This window comes from Streptomyces sp. NPDC007863 (assembly GCF_040633895.1).
GTDB lineage: Bacteria > Actinomycetota > Actinomycetes > Streptomycetales > Streptomycetaceae > Streptomyces.
Genome location: NZ_JBEYEI010000013.1, coordinates 58982 through 77002, shown reverse-complemented (window position 1 = coordinate 77002; position 18021 = coordinate 58982). Strand labels below are relative to the sequence as shown.

20 protein-coding genes are annotated in these 18021 nt (G+C 73.0%); 14 read left to right on the top strand and 6 right to left on the bottom strand.

Annotated elements, in window-relative coordinates; genetic code table 11:
* Nucleotides 1–20: 20 nt before the first annotated feature.
* From ABZ621_RS21195 to ABZ621_RS21185, 3 genes are all read right to left on the bottom strand, one after another.
* Entirely contained in the window at nt 21–1616 is a 1596-nt protein-coding gene (locus tag ABZ621_RS21195; protein WP_360606710.1) for a DUF6801 domain-containing protein, read from the bottom strand.
* Nucleotides 1617–1681: 65 nt separating this feature from the next.
* Nucleotides 1682–2302: a hypothetical protein gene (locus tag ABZ621_RS21190; protein WP_360606707.1), complete on the bottom strand. Its 621-nt coding sequence runs from the start codon at nt 2300–2302 to the stop codon at nt 1682–1684.
* An 86-nt stretch (nt 2303–2388) separates the two neighbouring features.
* Entirely contained in the window at nt 2389–3018 is a 630-nt protein-coding gene (locus ABZ621_RS21185; RefSeq protein ID WP_360606705.1) for a hypothetical protein, read from the bottom strand.
* Between the two features lie 615 nt (nt 3019–3633).
* Between ABZ621_RS21185 and ABZ621_RS21180 the strand changes: the two genes are divergently transcribed.
* From ABZ621_RS21180 to ABZ621_RS21120, 13 genes are read left to right on the top strand one after another with little or no spacing between them, the layout of a single operon-like run.
* A complete protein-coding gene (locus tag ABZ621_RS21180) occupies nt 3634–4644 on the top strand; it encodes an ATP-binding cassette domain-containing protein (RefSeq protein WP_360606703.1) in 1011 nt (336 codons plus the stop codon).
* Nucleotides 4641–5405, top strand: coding sequence for an ABC transporter permease (locus tag ABZ621_RS21175; protein ID WP_360606701.1), 765 nt, complete (start codon nt 4641–4643; stop codon nt 5403–5405). The genes ABZ621_RS21180 and ABZ621_RS21175 overlap by 4 nt, the downstream gene beginning before the upstream one ends.
* Nucleotides 5406–5407: 2 nt before the next feature.
* Complete coding sequence (locus ABZ621_RS21170) at nt 5408–6214, top strand: ABC transporter permease (protein WP_360606699.1); 807 nt, start codon at nt 5408–5410, stop codon at nt 6212–6214.
* A gap of 1 nt (nt 6215) precedes the next feature.
* Nucleotides 6216–7469 (top strand): MCE family protein, encoded by a 1254-nt coding sequence (locus ABZ621_RS21165; protein WP_360606697.1) that lies wholly within the window; start codon nt 6216–6218, stop codon nt 7467–7469.
* Complete coding sequence (locus ABZ621_RS21160; RefSeq protein WP_360606695.1) at nt 7466–8524, top strand: MlaD family protein; 1059 nt, start codon at nt 7466–7468, stop codon at nt 8522–8524. The genes ABZ621_RS21165 and ABZ621_RS21160 overlap by 4 nt, the downstream gene beginning before the upstream one ends.
* Nucleotides 8521–9570: an MCE family protein gene (locus ABZ621_RS21155; RefSeq protein ID WP_360606694.1), complete on the top strand. Its 1050-nt coding sequence runs from the start codon at nt 8521–8523 to the stop codon at nt 9568–9570. The genes ABZ621_RS21160 and ABZ621_RS21155 overlap by 4 nt, the downstream gene beginning before the upstream one ends.
* The gene (locus tag ABZ621_RS21150) at nt 9567–10607 is read left to right on the top strand and encodes an MCE family protein (RefSeq protein WP_360606692.1); all 1041 of its coding nucleotides are present in this window, start codon (nt 9567–9569) and stop codon (nt 10605–10607) included. Before ABZ621_RS21155 ends, ABZ621_RS21150 begins: the two co-directional genes overlap by 4 nt.
* The gene (locus tag ABZ621_RS21145; RefSeq protein WP_360606690.1) at nt 10604–11800 is read left to right on the top strand and encodes an MCE family protein; all 1197 of its coding nucleotides are present in this window, start codon (nt 10604–10606) and stop codon (nt 11798–11800) included. Before ABZ621_RS21150 ends, ABZ621_RS21145 begins: the two co-directional genes overlap by 4 nt.
* A complete protein-coding gene (locus ABZ621_RS21140) occupies nt 11797–13071 on the top strand; it encodes an MlaD family protein (RefSeq protein ID WP_360606688.1) in 1275 nt (424 codons plus the stop codon). Before ABZ621_RS21145 ends, ABZ621_RS21140 begins: the two co-directional genes overlap by 4 nt.
* Nucleotides 13068–13580 carry a hypothetical protein gene (locus tag ABZ621_RS21135; protein ID WP_360606684.1) on the top strand — a complete coding sequence of 171 codons (513 nt, stop codon included), beginning with the start codon at nt 13068–13070 and terminating at the stop codon, nt 13578–13580. The genes ABZ621_RS21140 and ABZ621_RS21135 overlap by 4 nt, the downstream gene beginning before the upstream one ends.
* Nucleotides 13577–14146 (top strand): hypothetical protein, encoded by a 570-nt coding sequence (locus ABZ621_RS21130; RefSeq protein WP_360606682.1) that lies wholly within the window; start codon nt 13577–13579, stop codon nt 14144–14146. The genes ABZ621_RS21135 and ABZ621_RS21130 overlap by 4 nt, the downstream gene beginning before the upstream one ends.
* Before the next feature lie 26 nt (nt 14147–14172).
* Nucleotides 14173–14715, top strand: coding sequence for a hypothetical protein (locus ABZ621_RS21125; RefSeq protein ID WP_360606680.1), 543 nt, complete (start codon nt 14173–14175; stop codon nt 14713–14715).
* A gap of 39 nt (nt 14716–14754) precedes the next feature.
* Nucleotides 14755–15480, top strand: coding sequence for a hypothetical protein (locus tag ABZ621_RS21120; RefSeq protein WP_360606678.1), 726 nt, complete (start codon nt 14755–14757; stop codon nt 15478–15480).
* Between the two features lie 5 nt (nt 15481–15485).
* Here ABZ621_RS21120 and ABZ621_RS21115 read toward each other — a convergent pair whose 3' ends face one another.
* Nucleotides 15486–16277 (bottom strand): putative protein N(5)-glutamine methyltransferase, encoded by a 792-nt coding sequence (locus ABZ621_RS21115; protein ID WP_360606676.1) that lies wholly within the window; start codon nt 16275–16277, stop codon nt 15486–15488.
* A gap of 197 nt (nt 16278–16474) precedes the next feature.
* Nucleotides 16475–16957: a glutathione peroxidase gene (locus ABZ621_RS21110; RefSeq protein ID WP_360606674.1), complete on the bottom strand. Its 483-nt coding sequence runs from the start codon at nt 16955–16957 to the stop codon at nt 16475–16477.
* Between the two features lie 38 nt (nt 16958–16995).
* Here ABZ621_RS21110 and ABZ621_RS21105 point away from each other — a divergent pair, with 38 nt between their 5' ends.
* Nucleotides 16996–17214 carry a DUF6011 domain-containing protein gene (locus ABZ621_RS21105; RefSeq protein WP_360606672.1) on the top strand — a complete coding sequence of 73 codons (219 nt, stop codon included), beginning with the start codon at nt 16996–16998 and terminating at the stop codon, nt 17212–17214.
* Here ABZ621_RS21105 and ABZ621_RS21100 read toward each other — a convergent pair.
* On the bottom strand, nt 17211–17939 hold the full coding sequence (locus ABZ621_RS21100; RefSeq protein ID WP_360606670.1) for a hypothetical protein: 729 nt from the start codon (nt 17937–17939) through the stop codon (nt 17211–17213). The genes ABZ621_RS21105 and ABZ621_RS21100 overlap by 4 nt on opposite strands.
* Between the last annotated feature and the right edge of the window lie 82 nt (nt 17940–18021).

The window sequence follows — 18021 nt, the reverse complement described above, 5'->3', positions numbered from 1 at the left end:
TCGGGGGCGGTGCCCGGTGGTCAGCGCTCGGGCTTGGGGACGACGAGGGGCTGGCGGTCCTCGGTGCACTGGTCCGGGGGCGGCACCTCGACGCCCACGGAGCAGGTCTGGCCCTGGATCTGCTTGACGTAGTTGTCCGGCCCCGAGATGGCGGCGGTCAGCAGCCGGTCGAGGTCCTCGCCGCCCGCGCCGCAGTCCTTGAAGGGCGGGATGGTGACGGTGCCGGTGAGGGGGCCGCCGCCGGTGAGGACGTAGCCCTCGGCGTCGGTTCCGTTGATGAGCTGACCCTTGCCCAGGAGGACGAGGTGGTCTCCGGGGTACTTCACGGGGTCGGGCTCCGGCGAGGTCAGCGGCTTCTCGGTGCGGCAGTCGGGCCCGACGTCCAGGGGGGTGCCGTTGACCTGGGCGTCGAGGACGCGCAGGACGAGCGGGGCCCTGACGTACGTCTCGGAGAGGTTGTCGGGGAAGATCAGGAGGACGTCCGAGTCGACGGTCATCGGTCCGGTCTGCTCCAGGACCAGGGTCGCCGTGGTCGGTGTGAAGCCGAAGGTGAGGAAGGTCGCCCGGAAGGGCGGGGTCTGTGCCCGCCCCTCGTAGGAGAACCTGGCCACCGACTTGGTGATCAGGTGGATCCCGTCCTCCCGGAACTCGATCTCGGGCAGGCCCTGTTCGATCAGGGTGCAGGACACCGGGATGACGTTGGCGCCGTTCAGCTTCCGCACGTTGGAGTAGCCGGTGATGTACGCCGACAGCGACATCGGCGTGGGCTTCTCGGTGATGCAGGGCGGCGCGTCCGGCCGGGGCGCCGGCGTGCCCGGTGTCTCCTCCTCCGCCGGGGCGAGCCCCCTGCCCTCCGGCCGCGGCCCCGCTCCGGGCGTCTTCGGCACGGCCGATGTCCCGCGCGTGGCTCCCGGCGCGCTCGGCGGCGGGACCGGGCGGTCCGTGGGGAGCGACGGGGCCGGCGAGGAGGGCGCCGTGTCCGAGGGGGGCGGAGTCGAGGGCGGCGGAGCCGACGGCGTACCGCCGGAGGCGCCGGCACCGACCGGGACCCGGGCGAGCACCGTACGGCCCTCCGCGTCCGGGGCGGGTGCGCAGGCCACGGACAGGGACGGGGGAGTGGTGGCCGCGCCGTCGGCCGCGCTCGGCGCGAGGTCCACGGCGAGCGCCCCGGCGGTGAGGACGAGCTCCCCCTCGGCGCCCGTGGTCAGGGACGGCACGTCGCCGCTCGTGGCGAGGACGAGGGGCCCCTCGGCGGGCACGGCGACGGGCTGGGCCGTGCCGCTCCAGGTGGTCTCCGCACGCTGCTCGTGCTGCGCCACGCCGACCGCGAGGCGCGTCTCCGCCCGTACGGCGGCGGCCCGGGGAGTCGTCAGGCCGGCGACGGCCGCGGCCGGGAGTTCGACGGTCGTGGTGACGTCGGCGGGCCGGATCTCCTCGCCCACGGAGGCCCGTTCGGGGAAGGCCGCCGTGATCCGCACCGTCGCCCGCTGCGGCCCCGAGGGCAGGGTGCAGACGTACGGCAGCGCGGCGTCGACCTCCACCGTCCCGACGGCGACGGCGGCCGCGGGCAGCAGCGGGGCGAGCGCCACGAACGCGGCGATCGTCGCACCGCGCATCCGCGCGCGGGAGGATCGGGGGGTGGGCCGGGGGCCTGGCATCTGGTGCTCCGCTCGGAGGGGGCTCAGGGGTGGGTGCCGACGATCGCCGGGCCGGTGGTGGTCCCGGCCATCGTGACCAGGTAGGTCCCCTTGAAGGTCGGCCGGGAGCCGACGGGGACGAACATGCCGCAGCCGGCCGCCGAGACGACGGTGAGTTCGTCGGCGAGGCTGTCGACGGCGAAGCCGCTCGTCGCGTTGGTGTACGTGCTCGACGCCTTGCCGGTGACGCGGAAGACGCAGGCCCCCACGGTCACCTTGAGGTCGACGCCGCCGGCGTACCCCCGGGTGACGCCGGCGCTGTGGTCCTGGGCCAGCACGGGCAGCGGGGTGACCGGGGTGACGGTCATGGGCCCCAGGGGGGTGGTGCAGGGCGCGCCGGGGGCGCCGAAGGCCAGGGTGCTGATGACGGCGACGGGCGCGGGGTTGCCGGTGGCGTTCTGCACCCGGCCGGAGGCGGTGGACCGACTGCACGGCAGGGCGAGGCCGTTGACGCCGAGGACGACGTTCCCGCTGTGCGCGGTGAAGTCGCCGGACGGGGTCACCGTCCAGACGGTCGACGGCGCCGCAGTGGCCGGCGGCACGGCGAGGACACACGCTGCCGCGGCCGTCGCGACCGCGGCGGCTCTTCCGGGCGGCTTCTTCATGGTGTGGGTCTCCTCGGGGCGGGGTGCGGACAGGCCCGCGTCCGCCCGGCCGGGGGCCGGCCGGACGGACGCGGAGTCCCGGTGCCTTACGGGTTGGAGCCGACGATCGTCGGGATCGCCGTACCCGCCTTGAAGAGGTACGTGCCCTTGAAGGTCGGCTTCGCGCCGACCGGGACGGCCGCGCCGCAGCCGGTCGACGAGACGACGGTGAGCTCGCCCGCGAGGCTGTTGACGGCGAGGGCGCCCGTCGAGTTGGTGTACGTGCTGGACGCCTTGCCCGTGACGCGGAAGACGCAGGCGCCGACGGTCACCTTGGCGTCGACGTTGCCGACGTAGCCCTTGGTGACGCCGGTCGCGGCGGTGTAGTCCTGCGCGACGATCGTCCAGGGGGTGGTCGGGACCGTGGTCACCGGGCCCAGGACGCTGGTGCAGGGCGCGCCGGTGGCGCCGAAGGCGATGGAGGTGATCTGGCCGACGGTGGCAGGGTTGCCGGTGGTGCTGGCGCCCGTGCCCGCGCCGTTCGACTTCGTACACGTCATGGCGATGCCGTTGACGCTGAGGACGATGTTCCCGCTGTTGACGGCGGTGATGCTGGCCGGGTTGGGGCTGACGGTCCAGACCGTCGAGGGCACCGCGGTGGCGGGGCTGACGGCGAGGGCGAACGCGGCCGACGCGGCTCCCGCGACCACGGCGATGTTTCTGATCGACTTCTTCATGACTCTGGGACTCTCCTTGGGGATTGACCGGCAGAGGGTGCTTCGTGGGGGTGCTGCGGTGGGTGCAGAGAGGCCGGCGGCCCGACGCTTTCCCTGCCGCGAAACGAGACGTTACTTGCGGGAAACTTAGCCGAACAATGGCGCGAACCATGATTCTTTGAACTTGTTGTATTGCCTGTCAAGAGGGTGAGCGATGGCGGGAATATGCTTGGTTCCGGAGTGCGCAATGTCGACAATTCTGATCGATCATGCGAGGTCGGAAGTGCTTCTTGGGGGTTCGTCGCGCACATTCCTCCGGCCGGTGACAAAGAGGCGCCCCGAATTGTCTCCCGCCTGATAAAACGGCCCCCGTGGCGGCCTGTTCCGCGAAAACTCCGGATCCGGTATTGCCCCGTGAGGTTACTCGGCCGTAGCGTTCCCGGGAGCCGACGCCCAGTCGCAGGTCGGCGCCCCCATCTGTCGCCCAGGAGACAAGAAAGACAGGCTTGTTTGTCTTCGTGGTGACAAACGCGGAAGCGGATCAATGAGTTTGCGCCACAGCTATTGTCCGGGTGATCCGGAACGGCCTACCGTGCGCCCGCGGCGCACGCGTCACGCACGCCTGCTGGAGGTGGGATGGGAATCGAAGTAGCCGTTGAGGGGCTCACCATGTCCTTCGGCAAGCAGAACATCTGGCAGGACGTTTCGCTGACGTTGCCGGCCGGAGAGGTCAGCGTCATGCTCGGCCCTTCCGGAACCGGGAAGACGGTCTTCCTGAAATCGCTCATCGGACTGCTCAAACCCCAGCGGGGCCGGGTCCTCATCAACGGCGTCGACATGGTCGGCGGCCGGGAACGGGACATCTACGAGACCCGCAAGCTCTTCGGCCTCATGTTCCAGGACGGCGCCCTCTTCGGCTCCATGACGCTCTTCGACAACATCGCCTTCCCGCTGCGCGAGCACACCCGCAAGCGGGAGTCCGAGATCCGGCGCATCGTCATGGAACGGATCGAACTCGTGGGCCTGCTCGGCGCCGAGGGCAAACTGCCGGGCGAGATCAGCGGCGGCATGCGCAAGCGCGCCGGCCTCGCCCGCGCGCTCGTCCTCGACCCCCAGATCGTGCTCTGCGACGAACCCGACTCCGGCCTGGACCCGGTGCGCACCGCGTACCTCTCCCAGCTCCTGATCGACCTCAACGCGCGCATCGACGCCACGATGCTGATCGTCACCCACAACCTCGACATCGCCGCCACCGTCCCCGACAACATGGGGATGTTCTTCCGGCGGAACCTGGTCACCTTCGGACCGCGCGAAGTCCTCCTCACCAGCGACGAACCGGTCGTCACCCAGTTCCTCGCCGGCCGCCGCGAGGGCCCCATCGGCATGTCCGAGGAGAAGGACGCCGCCGCCCTCGCCGCCGAGGCCGACAGCGCCGCGGCACGCCCCGACGGGCCCCGCGTCATCGTCCCGCAGCTGGAGCCCTCGCCGGGACTGCCCCCGCGCGCCGCCGTCGTACGCCGCCGCGAGCGCGTCCTCGGCATGCTGGACACCCTGCCGCCCGCCGCCCGCGCCGCCATCGAGGACACCTACGCCCGACAGGCCGCCGAGCGGGCCGTGCCGGCGCCGTCCCCCGGGGGCGGCGCGTGATCGGCGGGGCGCTGCGGCAGACCGGCCGCCTCTTCGCGCTCGCCGCCGAGGTGACCCGCGCCGTCTTCCGCAGGCCCTTCCAGTTCCGGGAGTTCATCGAGCAGTTCTGGTTCGTGGCGAGCGTCACGATCCTGCCGGCCGCGCTCGTCTCCATCCCGTTCGGCGCCGTGATCGCCCTTCAGGTCGGCTCGCTCACCCAGCAGCTGGGCGCCCAGTCCTTCACCGGCGGCGCCTCCGTCCTCGCCGTCATCCAGCAGGCCAGCCCGCTCATCGTCGCCCTCCTCATCGCCGGCGCGGCGGGCTCCGCGATCTGCGCCGACCTCGGCTCCCGGAAGATCCGCGAGGAGCTCGACGCGATGGAGGTCATGGGCGTCTCGCCGGTCCAGCGGCTCGTCGTCCCGCGCGTCCTCGCCACCATGGCCGTCGCCGTCCTCCTCAACGGCATGGTCTCCGTCGTCGGCACCCTCGGCGGCTACTTCTTCAACATCGTCCTCCAGGGCGGCACCCCCGGCGCGTACCTCGCCAGCTTCTCCGCCCTCGCCCAGCTGCCCGACCTGTACATCAGCGAACTCAAGGCGCTGATCTTCGGGTTCATCGCCGGCATCGTCGCCGCCTACCGGGGACTCAACCCGCGCGGCGGCCCCAAGGGCGTCGGCGACGCCGTCAACCAGGCCGTCGTCATCACCTTCCTGCTGCTGTTCTTCGTGAACATGGTGCTGACGGGCATCTACCTCCAGATCGTCCCGCCGAAGGGAGGCTGACGGTGGCCGCCCCGCTCGGCTGGCTCGACCGCTCAGGCGACCAGCTCCTCTTCTACGCCAGGGCCCTGCTCTGGGTCCCCCGGACCCTGCGCCGCTACCTCAAGGAGGTGCAGCGGCTGCTCGCCGAGGTCGCCTTCGGCTCCGGCGGACTCGGCGTCGTCGGCGGCACCATCGGCGTGATGGTCGCCATGACCCTCTTCACCGGGACCGTCGTCGGACTCCAGGGCCACGCCGCCCTCGAACAGATCGGCACCGCCGCCTTCACCGGCTTCGTCTCCGCCTACTTCAACACCCGCGAGATCGCCCCGCTCGTCGCCGGCCTCGCCCTCTCCGCGACCGTCGGCGCCGGCTTCACCGCCCAGCTCGGCGCCATGCGCATCAACGAGGAGGTCGACGCCCTCGAAGGCATGGGCGTCCGCTCCATGCCCTACCTGGTCACCACCCGGATCATCGCGGGCGTCGTCGCCATCGTCCCGCTGTACGCGGTCGGCCTGCTCTCCTCCTACCTGGCCTCCCGGACCGTCACGGTCCTCTTCAACGGCCAGTCCCAGGGCACGTACGACCACTACTTCAACCTGTTCCTGTCCCCGACCGACGTCCTGCTCTCCATGCTCAAAGTGCTGATCTTCAGCGTGATGGTGATCCTCGCCCACTGCTACTACGGCTTCCGCGCCTCCGGCGGCCCCGCCGGCGTCGGCATCGCCGTCGGCCGCTCCGTGCGCAACGCCATCGTGCTGATCAGCGTCACCGACTTCTTCCTGTCGCTGGCCCTCTGGGGCGCGACCACGACCGTGAAGGTGGCGGGGTGAGATGAACGCTCCACGAGGCCAGACCCTGCGCCGCCGCTCCGCCGGCGTCGTCTTCCTGCTGGTCCCCGCCCTGCTCGCGTGGCTGGCGGTCGCCGTCTACGACAAGAAGTTCACCGACTCCGACCCGGTCACCGTCGAGACCGGCAGCGTCGGCAACGAGATGCACCTCGGCGCCGAGGTGAAGCTCCGCGGCGTCGTCGTCGGCGAGGTCCGCGCCATCGACGCCACCGACACCGGCGCCCGGCTCACCCTCGCCATGCGCCCCGGCGCCCTCGGCCACGTCCCCTCCGACGTCCGCGCCCAGATGCTGCCGACCACCCTCTTCGGCGAGCGGTTCGTCGCCCTCGTTCCGCCCGCGAACCCCTCGCCGGAGCCCCTCGGCCCCGGCGACGTCATCCCCGAGGACCGCTCCGGCAACGCCATCGAACTCCAGCAGGTCCTCGACGACCTGCTGCCCCTGCTCACCGCCGTCCAGCCACAGAAGCTCTCCGCCACCCTGTCGGCCGTCTCCCAGGCGCTCGAAGGCCGCGGCGAGAAGCTCGGCGACACCCTCGCCCGGCTCGACGCCCACCTGAAGAAGTTCAACCCCCAGCTGCCCGCCCTCACCCGGGACCTCAAGGAACTCGTGAAGGTCAGCCACCTCTACGCGGACGCCGCCCCGGACATCCTCACCGCGCTCACCGACTTCACCACCACCAGCGGCACCCTCGCCGAGCAGGAGGCCGCGCTCTCCGGCACCCTCGGCGCCACCACCCGCACCGCCCAGGACCTCACCGCCTTCCTGCGGAAGAACAAGGACACCGTCATCCGGCTCAGCGCGAAGAGCCGGCCCACCCTGGAGCTGCTCTCCGAGTACGCCTCGTCCTTCCCCTGCACCCTGGGCACCCTCGCCCGGTTCGTCCCCGCCATGGACAAGGCGCTCGGCAAGGGCACCGGCAGGCCGGGACTGCACGTGAACGTCACCGCCGTCCCCTCCCGGGGCGCGTACGTCCCCGGCCGCGACACCCCCCGCTACGACTCCGGCGGCGGCCCCCGCTGCCACCCCGTGCCCTACCTCGGCGTCCCCGTCGCCCCCGCCGCCCGCGCCTCCGCGGCCGCCGACCAGGACCTCGGCCCCGCCAACTCCCCGCAGGAGAACGACCTCGTCACCGAACTCCTCGCCCCCACCGCCGGCAAGCACCCCGGCGACCTGCCGGAGTGGAGCAGCCTGCTCGCCGGCCCGGCCTTCCGCGGAACGGAGGTGACCCTGCGATGAAGGCGAAGGAAGCGGCATACTCACGCCGCCGCGGACTCACCGGCACCGTCCTCAAGTCCCTGGCGTTCGTCCTGGTCACGGCGGTGGCCACCACCGTCCTCGGCTTCAGCATCGCCGACACCGGCGTCGGCTCCGCCACCCACGCGTACAAGGCGCTCTTCACCGACGTCACCGGCCTCGTCGCCGGCGACTCGGTGCGCGTCGCCGGCGTGAAGGTCGGCGAGGTCACCGACGTCCGCGTCGTCGACCGGCGCCTCGCCCAGGTCACCTTCGAGGTCCGCGAGGACCGCCCGCTGCCCCGCTCCGCCACGGCCGGCATCAAGTACCTCGACATGGTCGGCCAGCGGTACGTCTCCCTCGGCCGCGGCAGCGGCGACCTCACCGGCACCCTCGCCGACGGCGACACCATCCCGCTCGACCGCACCACCCCCGCCCTCGACCTCACCCTGCTCTTCAACGGCTTCAAGCCGCTCTTCGAGGGCCTCTCGCCCGCCGACGTCAACGACCTCGCCGGCTCGCTCGTCCAGGTCCTCCAGGGCGAGAGCGGCACCGTCGACAGCCTGCTGCGCCACATCGGCTCCCTCAGCACCACGGTGGCCGCCAAGGACAAGGTCGTCGGCGAGGTCGTCACCCACCTCAACACCGTCCTCACCACCCTCAACGACCGCGAGGCCGGCTTCGAGGACCTCGTCGTCACCCTCCAGAAGCTCGTCACCGGCTTCAACACCGACCGCAAACCCCTCGGCGAGGCCGTCCAGGCCATGGGCGACCTCACCACCACGACCGCCGGACTCCTCCACGACGGGCGCGCCCCGCTCAAGAAGGACATCCGCGAACTCGGCAGGCTCTCCACCACCCTCGGCGACCACACCCCGAGCATCGAGCGGTTCCTGGCCCGCACCCCCGGCAAGCTGACGGCCCTGGCCCGCCTCTCCTCCTACGGCTCCTGGTTCAACCTCTACCTCTGCGAGGCGCGCGTGAGCGGCGTCACCACCTCCGACGGCGCCAAGCCGCCCACCGGCATCGCCGTCACCGAACCGAGGTGCCGCGGATGAGCCTCTTCGGCCGGATCAAGCCGGTGAAGGAACGCAACCCCCTCGCGGTCGCCGTCGTCGGACTCGTCCTCCTCGGCCTCCTCGCCGCCCTCGCCTACCACGCCGACCGGCTGCCCTTCGCCGGCCGCGACACCACCTACAGCGCCGACTTCTCCGAAGCCGCCGGGCTCGACGCCGGCGACGAGGTCCGCGTCGCCGGCGTCAAGGTCGGCGAGGTCACCGGCGTCACCCTCGACGGCCCCAAGGTCAAGGTCACCTTCGAGGCCGGCGACACCTGGATCGGCGACCGGTCCACCGCCGCCATCGCGATCAAGACCCTCCTCGGCGAGAAGTACCTCGCCCTCGACCCGCTCGGCTCCGCCCGCCAGGACCCCGGGACCCGCATCCCGCTCTCCCGCACCACCTCCCCGTACGACGTCACCCAGGCGTTCCAGGACCTCAGCGGCACCATCGACGACATCGACACCGGGAAGCTCGCCGAGAGCTTCCGCACCATCTCCGACACCTTCAAGGACTCGCCGCCGCACGTGCGCAGCGCCGCCGACGGCCTCTCCCGCCTGTCGCTGACCGTCTCCAAGCGGGACACCGAACTCGCCCGCCTCCTGAAGAACAGCGCCGCCTTCACCCAGACCCTCAAGGACAAGAAGTCCAGCTTCGAGGTGCTCCTGGAGGACGGCGGCTCCCTCCTCGGCGAGCTCCAGAAGCGCCGCGACGCCATCCGCGCCCTGCTCAAGGGCAGCCGCGCCCTCGGCACCGAACTCGGCGGCCTCGTCGGCGACAACGACCGACAGCTCGGCCCCACCCTCAAGGCCCTCGGCCGGGTCACCGACGTCCTGGAAAGGAACAGCGGACAGCTCGACAAGACGCTCGCGCTGGTCGGCCCCTATTACCGGCTCGTCGGCAACACCCTCGGCAACGGCCGCTGGTTCGACAGCTACCTGTGCGGCGTGGTGCCCCGGAACTACCTGCCCGAGGGCTCGCAGCCCACGACCGGATGCATGCCGCCCAAGCGGCAGGCCACGGCGAAGGGGAACGGCACACGATGAGCAGCACCAGGAAACCCCTCGTCGCCGGGCTCGCCCTCGCGGTCCTCGCCGCCTGCGGCCTCGTCACCGTCCGCGCCCTCGACGACGACGGCATCCGCGTCACCGCCTGGTTCGACCGGGCGATCGGCATCTACGCCGGCTCCGACCTGCGCGTCCTCGGCGTCCGCGTCGGCGAGGTCGAGTCCGTCGAACCCCAGGGCACCCGGGTCCGTGTCGCCCTCCGCCTCGACGAAGGCGTCCGCGTCCCCGCCGGCGCCCGCGCCCTCGTCGTCGCCCCCAGCATCGTCGCCGACCGGTACGTCCAGCTGAGCCCCGCCTACAGCGGCGGCCCCGCCCTCGACGACGGCGCCGAACTCCCCGCCTCCCGCAACCGCGTCCCCGTCGAGATCGACCAGCTGTACGCCTCGATCACCGACATCGGCGAGGCGCTCGGCCCGAACGGCGCCAACTCCGCCGGAGCCCTCACCGAACTCCTCGACACCGGCGCGAAGAACCTCAAGGGCAACGGCGCCGCCATCGGCACCTCCATCGACCGCTTCGGCAAGGCCGCCAAGACCCTCGACGGCAGCAGCGACGACCTCTTCGCGAGCCTCGGCCAGCTCCAGACCTTCACCACCATGCTCAAGGAGAAGGACACCGAGGTCCGCACCGCCCAGGAACGCCTCGACGAGGTCGTCGGCTACTTCGCCGAGAACAAGGACGACCTCGCCGGCGCCCTCGAAGAACTCGGCAAGGCCCTCGCCCGGGTGAAGACCTTCATCAAGGACAACCGCGGCGAACTCAAGAAGAACGTCGACCGGCTCGTCCCCCTCACCCGGACCCTCGTCGACCAGCGCGCCTCCCTCGCCGAGGCCCTCGACGTCGCCCCGCTCGCCGCCGGCAACCTCGTCAACGCCTACGACCCGTCCACCCGCACCATCGACGGCCGCGCCAACCTCAACGAGATCAGCATGGGCGGACCGCTGCTCCCGCTGCCCGTCACCGGAGCCTCCGCCGGCGGTGCCACACCCACCACCCCCGCAGAGGAGGACCGGTGAGACGCCCCCGCCTGCCCTCGGCCAGGGCCGCGGGCGCCGGAGCCGCCGGCGCGGTCGCCGTCGGCCTCGGCCTGGCCCTGGCCCTCGGCGCGCTCCCCACGCCGTCCGTACGCTTCGACGGCATCCAGGACCTGCCGCTGCCCGGCGGCGCCGACCTCGGCGACCACCCCTACACGGTCACCGCCGAGATCGCCGACGTCCTCAGCCTGGTGCCGCAGTCCGCGGTCAAGGTCAACGACGTCGCCGTCGGCCGCGTCACCGCCATCGAACTGGACCCCGGCACCTGGACCGCCCGCGTCACCCTGAAGATCAACGGCGACGTCCGGCTGCCCGCCGACGCCGGCGCCCGCGTCGAACAGTCCAGCCTCCTCGGCGAGAAGTACGTCCAGCTGGTCGCCCCGGCCACGGCCGCGCCACGCGGCGGGACGCGGCCGGCCGCCGCCCGCCGGGAGACCGGCGCCCGGCTCGCCGACGGCAGCGTCATCCCGCTCTCCCGCACCGGCCGCAACACCGAGGTCGAGGAGGTGTTCGGCGCCCTCTCCCTCCTGCTCAACGGCGGCGGCGTCAACCAGCTCAAGACCATCACCCGCGAACTGAACGCGGCCCTCGGCGGACGCGAACCCCAGGTCCGCTCGATGCTCAGGCGCGTCGACACCCTGGTCACCACCCTCGACGCGCACCGCGGCGACATCACCCGCGCCCTCGACGGCCTCAACCGGCTCTCCACCACCCTCGCCGGCCGCAAGAAGGACGTCGACACGATCCTCACCGACCTCTCGCCCGGACTGAAGACCCTGGAGAACCAGCGGGGTTCCCTCCTCACCATGCTCCGCGCCCTGGACACCCTCTCCGGAGTCGCCGTCTCCACCGTCGAGGCGAGCAAGAAGGACATGATCGCCGACCTCAAGGCCCTCGCCCCCACCCTGACGGCCCTCGCCGACGCGGGCGCCGACCTCCCCGACTCGCTCCAGGTCCTGCTCACGTACCCCTTCACCGACGAGGTCATGAAGGGCGTCAAGGGCGACTACCTCAACACCTACCTCCACCTCGCCGCCGCCCCCGGCACCGAGGTGATCCCGCCCCTCGTCCCGAAGGCCGACCCGACGCCCACCCCGACCCCCACGCCGACCGACCCCCTGCCCCTGCCGGCGCTCACGCCGAGCGAACCGAACGACGGAGGCGAACGCCGGTGATCACCCGTGCCGTACGGCTGAAGAACCTCGCCTTCCTCGTCATCGCCGTCACCGTCCTCGCCTTCGTCGGCGTCCGCTACGCCGACCTCGGCCACTACGCCGGAGTCGCCGACCACTACACCGTCCGGGTCCATCTCGCCCGCACCGGCGGCCTGTTCACCCACTCCGACGTCACCTACCGGGGCGTCTCCGTCGGCCGCGTCGGCGCCCTCGACCTCACCGCCGACGGCGTCGTCGCCGAGCTCCGCATCAAGAAGTCGGCACCCCGGATCCCCGCCGACGCCCGGGCGGTCGTCGCCGGGCTCTCCGCCGTCGGCGAGCAGTACATCGACCTGCGCCCCGAGAGCGACGGCGGCCCCTTCCTCGCCGACGGCGCCCGCATCGAACAGTCCGACACCCAGGTCCCCGCCCCCGTCACCTCCGTCCTCACCAGCATGGACGCGCTCACCCGCTCCGTCCCCCTGGACTCGCTGCGCACGGTCGTCGACGAACTCGGCAAGGCCTTCGAGGGCCACGGCGACGACCTCCAGGTCCTCCTCGACAGCGGCAGCGCCTTCGTCCAGGCCGCCGACCGCTCCCTGCCGGCCACCACCCGCCTCATCCGGGACGGCGAGGTCGTGCTGCGCACCCAGGCCGACGAGAGCCGCGCCATCCGGGACTTCGCCTCCGGCGCCCGCGAACTCGCCGCCACCCTCAAGGGCTCCGACGCCGACCTGCGCCGGCTCCTCACCGTCACCCCCGAGGCGGCCGGCCAGGTCAGCGGTCTCCTCGACGACCTCGACCCGAGCCTGAGCGTCGTCCTCGCCAACCTCCTCACCACCTCCGAACTCGCCCTCACCCGGCAGCGCGGCATCGAGGAACTCCTCGTCACCTACCCGGCGGCCGTCTCCGCCGGAGCCACCGCCGTCGAGGGCGGCCGCCTGAACATCGGCCTCGCCGTCACCTTCTTCAAGCCGCTGCCCTGCACCTCCGGATACGGCGGTACGCGCTACCGCAACGGCCTGGACCTCGGCACCGCGCCCGCCCTCAACACCGGCGCCGCCTGCACCAGCCCCGCCGGCTCCGGGACCAACGTCCGCGGCTCCGCCCACGCGCCCAAGGGCGACGCCGCCCCCGCCCCGGCCCGCGCCCCCGGCTCCCTGAACCCGCTTCCGGACCGGACCGCCGGCGCCGAGCGGCCCCTGCCCGGCGCGCTGGCCCTGCCGGGCCGGAGCGACGGCCCGACCGACCTGGCCGGACTCCTCGGCATCGCGCCCGGGAGCGCCCGATGAGGAGGGGCCGGCTCCTCTCCGCCGGCGCCCTCACCGTCGCCCTGGGCTTCTGCGCCACCGGCGCCTGGACCTACACCCAGGCCCGCACCGACCAGGAACTCGCCTTCGGCCGGGAACGGGACACCGCCCTCGCCGAGGGCCGGCAGCGCCTCACCGTCCTCACCACCCTCGACGCCTCCACCCGCGAGCGCGCCGCGGCGGGCATCGAGGCCTGGCGCGACGCCTCCACCGGCCCCCTCCGCACCGAGCTCGCCCGCACCGAGCCCGCGGTGGGCCCCTCGGCCCGCGCCACCGTCACCGAGGCCGCCCTCACCGCACTCGACACCCGCGCCGGCACGGCGAAGCTGATCGCGACCGTACAGGTCGAGGTCACCCCCCGAGGGGGCGCCGCCACCACGGACCGCAAGCGCCTGGAGGCCGTCCTGACCCGCACCGGCGAGACCACCTGGCGGGTGTCGGCGCTCAGCGCGGTGCCCGTCGCCGGAACCGAGGAGGCCGGCCCCGAATGACAGCGACCCAGACGGCCCCGGAGACGGAACCCGCCGACACCGGGGAAGGCGGCCCCGAGCCCCGAGCCCCCCGGTGGCGCACGGCGGCCCTGGTCACCGCCCTGATCGCGCTCCTCCTCGGCGGCGGCGCCTTCTTCCACGGCGCCCACCAGCTCCGGACCACCCCCTCGGCCAGGAACCAGGCCCTCACCGACACCGCCGCCACCACCCGCGTCGGCGGCGACGTCGCCGAGGGCCTCGCCCGGATCTTCTCCTACACGCCGACCAGCGCCGACGCCGCCGAACGCAACGCCGGCACCGTCCTCGCCGGCCGCGCCGCCCGCCAGTACACCGAGCTCTTCGTCCAGGTCCGCGAGAGCCTCGTCGAGCAGCGCGTCACCCTCTCCACCCAGGCCGTCCGCACCGGCGTGATCGAACTCGACGGGGACGGCGCCCGCCTCCTCGTCTTCCTCGACCAGGTCTCCCGGCGGGACGAGGGCGCCGCGACCACCGCGGCCGCCCAGCTCACCGTCACCGCCCGGTTCCAGGACGACCGCTGGGTCATCACCGACATCAGGACCCGCTGACGATGAGCGGGAGACGGGAGCACCCCATGACACGCGCCGTCCGCACCCGGACCGGCGCCCGGCCCGCCCTGGCCGCGGCCCTCGTCCTCACCCTCCTCGCCGGCGGCTTCGCGGCCTGGACCGGCCAGGCCTGGTACGCCGCCGCCCACGACGACTCCGCCGCCTACGCCGCCGAGCGCGACCGGGCGCTCGCCGCGGGGGAGCAGGCCGTGCAGAACCTCAACACCCTCGACCACCGGCAGACCGACCGCGGGCTCGACCTCTGGGAGTCGTCCACGACCGGCGAACTCCACCGGCAACTCGTCGACGGGCGCGAGGAGTTCGAGGGGCAGGTGAAGGCGGCGAAGACGGTGACGACGGCCCGGGTGCTCGCCGGCGCCGTCACGGAGCTCGACGACCGCGCCGGACGCGCCCGGCTGCTCGTCGCCCTGCGCGTCACCGTCACCACGCCCGACCGCAAGAGCACCGACAAGGACAGCCGCATGCTGGGCGAACTCACCCGCACCGACGGGCAGTGGAAGCTCAGCGGTCTGGGGCAGGCCCCCGTCGGCGGCACGGCGACCGGCTGACCCACCGGGCCCGCCCCTACGACGTAAGGACACCGCACCATGCCGACGCCCCGCCACCACCTCAACCGCGAGCGCCGCCGCCAGGCCCGCGCAGACCAGCCGGGCCCCGACCCCAAGGGCCCCGTGGGCCTCCTGACCGAGCCCGCACCGGCGACGCGACGGCGAACGGCGGCGAAGCCCGTACAAGAAGAGAAGGAGACACGGGAGGCCAGGCCGCGGCACCGCGTCCCCCTCCTCGTCCTCTGCGCCCTGACGCTCCTGCTCGGCGGCTTCGCCGGATGGGCGCACGGCAGGGCGGGCGAGCTGCGCGACGACCCGGCCCGGGCGAACACCGCCCTCACCGACCCGGCGCGGACCAGCGAGATCAAGGGACGGACGGCCGAGGCCGTCGCCGCCCTCTTCTCCTACGACCACACCGACGCGGCCGCCTTCGACCGGGCGGCGAAGGCCTTCCTCACCGGCAAGGCCGTCGAGCAGCACCGGACCCTCTTCGCTGGGGTGCTCGCGCAGGCCGCCGAGCGGAAGTCGGTGATCACCACGACCGTCACCGACAGCGCGGTCGAGCGGATCGACGGCGACCGCGCCCGCGTCCTCGTCTACGCCGACCAGAGCAGCGTCAGCACGGCCGGAACGCCGCAGACGAAGACGAAGACGAAGCCGGCCGCCCAGGACCAGGGCGTCTACGCGGGCGCGATGTTCGCCGTGGACGTCGTCCTGCGCGACGGGAGCTGGCTGGTCGAGGGCATCGACACCTTCGGCCGCTGAGCGGCTCAGTCCTCCAGGGTCGCGACGAGGACGGTCGCGTACCGCTCCTCGCAGGTCTCGAACCGGGGCGTCAGACCGTGCGCGGCGACGGCCTCGGCCGCCGCCCCGGTCTGCCGCTCGCTCGTCTCGACGAAGAGCCGCCCGCCCGGCGCCAGCCATTCCGGTGCCCCGGCGGCCACCCGGCGCAGCACGTCGAGCCCGTCGGCGCCGCCGTCGAGCGCGACGAGCGGCTCGTGCTCGCGCGCCTCGGGCGGCAGCAGCCCGACCTCCTCGGTCGGCACGTACGGCACGTTGGCCACCAGGATCTCCACCCGGCCGCGCAGTTCGTCCGGGAGCGGCGCGAAGAGGTCGCCCTCGTGGACCCGGCCGCCGCGCGGCTCGACGTTCCCGCGGGCGCAGCGCACGGCGGCGGGCTCGATGTCCGCGGCGTGCACGCGGGCGCCGGGGACGGCCGAGAGCAGCACCGCGCCGGCGGCGCCGGAGCCGCAGCACAGGTCGACGCAGAGCGCGCCGGGAGCGGCGAGCGCGACGGCCCGTTCGACGAGGAACTCGGTGCGGCGCCGGGGCACGAAGACGCCGGGGGCGACGGAGATCCGCAGCCCGCCGAACTCGGCCCAGCCGACGACGTGTTCCAGCGGGTGGCCGAGGGCACGCCGCTCGACGAGCACGTCGAGTTCGGCGGTGTCACGGGCGGCGGAGAAGAGGAGTTCCGCCTCGTCCTCGGCGAAGACGCACCCCGCGGCGCGGAGCCGGGCGACGGTGGCGGAGACGAGGGAGACGGTGGGGTCGAGCGACATGAGAGACCTTCCGGGAAGCCGTGCGGAGGCTCCCGCGGCCGCTACGACCGAGCCGGTGGTACGGCCGCCGAGGGGGAGCTTCCTGCCTGCGTGGTGCGGATCGAACCCACCTCCTCCGGTTGCCGTGTGCAGAGCCCGATGATCATACCCCAGGGGCCGCGCCGGGCAGCGGCCCGGCGCGGCCCCTGGGCGCGGGCTCAGACGAGGAGCGCCTCGATGGCCGCGACGACCTCGGGGGCCTCCGGCTCGGTGCGCGGACGGAAACGGGTCACGGCGCCGTCGGCGGAGATCAGGAACTTCTCGAAGTTCCACTGCACGTCACCGGCCTCGCCGGCGCCGTCGGCGACCTGCGTCAGCTCGGTGTACAGCGGGTGCCGGCCGTCGCCGTTGACCTCGGTCTTCTCCAGGAGCGGGAAGGTCACGCCGTACGTCGTCGAGCAGAAGGACCGGATCTCCTCCGCCGAGCCCGGCTCCTGCCCGAGGAACTGGTTGCAGGGCACGCCGACGACGGTGAGGCCGCGCTCGCCGTACGTCTTCTGCAGCCGCTCCAGGCCCTCGTACTGCGGGGTGAGACCGCACTTGGACGCCACGTTCACGACCAGCACGGCCTTGTCCCGGTAGTCGGCCAGGGAGACCGGTTCGCCGGCCAGGTTCTTCAGCGGGATGTCGTACAGACTCATGGGGGAGCTCCTCGTCGAGACTAGGGTGAGATGACAACATGAGTGAAGAACCGCTGGCAATCGCGGTCGATTCCGCGACCGGCGCGTCGCGGCGCCCGGTCCGCTGCCGCCTCTGCGGCCGCCCGCTGACCGGCGCCGACTCCCGCCGCACCGGCCTCGGCCCCACCTGCGACGCCAAGCTCCACCCGCCGGCCCCCGACATCCGCACCCGCCGCCACGAGGTCGACCAGGACCCGCTGCCGGGCCTGGACCCCTAGTCGGCCCCGGCGACCAGCTCCGAGTAGGCGGGCCACCGCTCCTCCTCGCCGAGCGCCAGCAGCGCGACCTTGCGGGCGAGCAGCGGATCGGGGTGGCCGGCGAGCCGGGCGGGGGCGTGCTCGACGAGCCAGGCCTGGAGCTCGGGCAAGTCGTCCGTCATCGCCCACGGCATGATCCAGAGGTCGTCGTTGAGCAGGTCGTAGATCCGGTCGGCGAGCCATGCCGCGAGGTGCCGGTCCTCCGTCCCGCCCCTCGGCGCGGCCGCCCAGACGTCCTGCACGGGCGCGAGGGAGCCGTGCATGTCCACGCACAGCTCCCACACCGCCCCCACCCCGTACGGGGGCTCGGGGTCGGCGAGCGTCTCCCGCCACCACACGTCGAGGAACTCCGCGATGGCCCCGGCCTGCTCGGGCGGCCACTCCTGCCACCGCACCCGGCCGAGACCGGTGGGGGCGTACCCCATGCCGGAGAACCGGCCGTCCGCGAGACAGCGGAGGAACTCCGGCAGCACCCGCCGCACCACCGCCGGGTGGTCGTCGAAGTGTCCGGGCTCCTTGTGGAAGAACTGGCGTGCCAGGTCGTCGCCCAGCGGTGCCCGGGGCATCGCGAGGAGCGCCAGCTCCTCGGCCCCGTAGCAGTGGAGGCATCCGTCGGCGGGAGCGGTCATGCCGCCGAAGACGGCGTCGACGCGGCGGAGGGCGGCGGTCAGCGCGGGAGAGGCCACGGTGTGGTCCTGACGGGACTCCGCCCGGGCGGGCCCGGCGAAGATCGCGACGATACCAGCCGGCAAAAGCGGTGGGCAGGGA

What these genes read in the sequence shown, in the direction of transcription:
- ABZ621_RS21180 (WP_360606703.1), top strand. Translation starts at nt 3,634, where the DNA reads ATGGGAATCGAAGTAGCCGTTGAGGGGCTCACCATGTCCTTCGGCAAG.
- ABZ621_RS21135 (WP_360606684.1), top strand. Translation starts at nt 13,068, where the DNA reads ATGAGGAGGGGCCGGCTCCTCTCCGCCGGCGCCCTCACCGTCGCCCTG.
- ABZ621_RS21115 (WP_360606676.1), bottom strand. Translation starts at nt 16,277, where the DNA reads ATGTCGCTCGACCCCACCGTCTCCCTCGTCTCCGCCACCGTCGCCCGG.
- ABZ621_RS21125 (WP_360606680.1), top strand. Translation starts at nt 14,173, where the DNA reads ATGACACGCGCCGTCCGCACCCGGACCGGCGCCCGGCCCGCCCTGGCC.
- ABZ621_RS21155 (WP_360606694.1), top strand. Translation starts at nt 8,521, where the DNA reads ATGAGCCTCTTCGGCCGGATCAAGCCGGTGAAGGAACGCAACCCCCTC.
- ABZ621_RS21120 (WP_360606678.1), top strand. Translation starts at nt 14,755, where the DNA reads ATGCCGACGCCCCGCCACCACCTCAACCGCGAGCGCCGCCGCCAGGCC.
- ABZ621_RS21110 (WP_360606674.1), bottom strand. Translation starts at nt 16,957, where the DNA reads ATGAGTCTGTACGACATCCCGCTGAAGAACCTGGCCGGCGAACCGGTC.
- ABZ621_RS21185 (WP_360606705.1), bottom strand. Translation starts at nt 3,018, where the DNA reads ATGAAGAAGTCGATCAGAAACATCGCCGTGGTCGCGGGAGCCGCGTCG.
- ABZ621_RS21195 (WP_360606710.1), bottom strand. Translation starts at nt 1,616, where the DNA reads ATGCGCGGTGCGACGATCGCCGCGTTCGTGGCGCTCGCCCCGCTGCTG.
- ABZ621_RS21165 (WP_360606697.1), top strand. Translation starts at nt 6,216, where the DNA reads ATGAACGCTCCACGAGGCCAGACCCTGCGCCGCCGCTCCGCCGGCGTC.
- ABZ621_RS21160 (WP_360606695.1), top strand. Translation starts at nt 7,466, where the DNA reads ATGAAGGCGAAGGAAGCGGCATACTCACGCCGCCGCGGACTCACCGGC.
- ABZ621_RS21190 (WP_360606707.1), bottom strand. Translation starts at nt 2,302, where the DNA reads ATGAAGAAGCCGCCCGGAAGAGCCGCCGCGGTCGCGACGGCCGCGGCA.
- ABZ621_RS21105 (WP_360606672.1), top strand. Translation starts at nt 16,996, where the DNA reads ATGAGTGAAGAACCGCTGGCAATCGCGGTCGATTCCGCGACCGGCGCG.
- ABZ621_RS21150 (WP_360606692.1), top strand. Translation starts at nt 9,567, where the DNA reads ATGAGCAGCACCAGGAAACCCCTCGTCGCCGGGCTCGCCCTCGCGGTC.
- ABZ621_RS21130 (WP_360606682.1), top strand. Translation starts at nt 13,577, where the DNA reads ATGACAGCGACCCAGACGGCCCCGGAGACGGAACCCGCCGACACCGGG.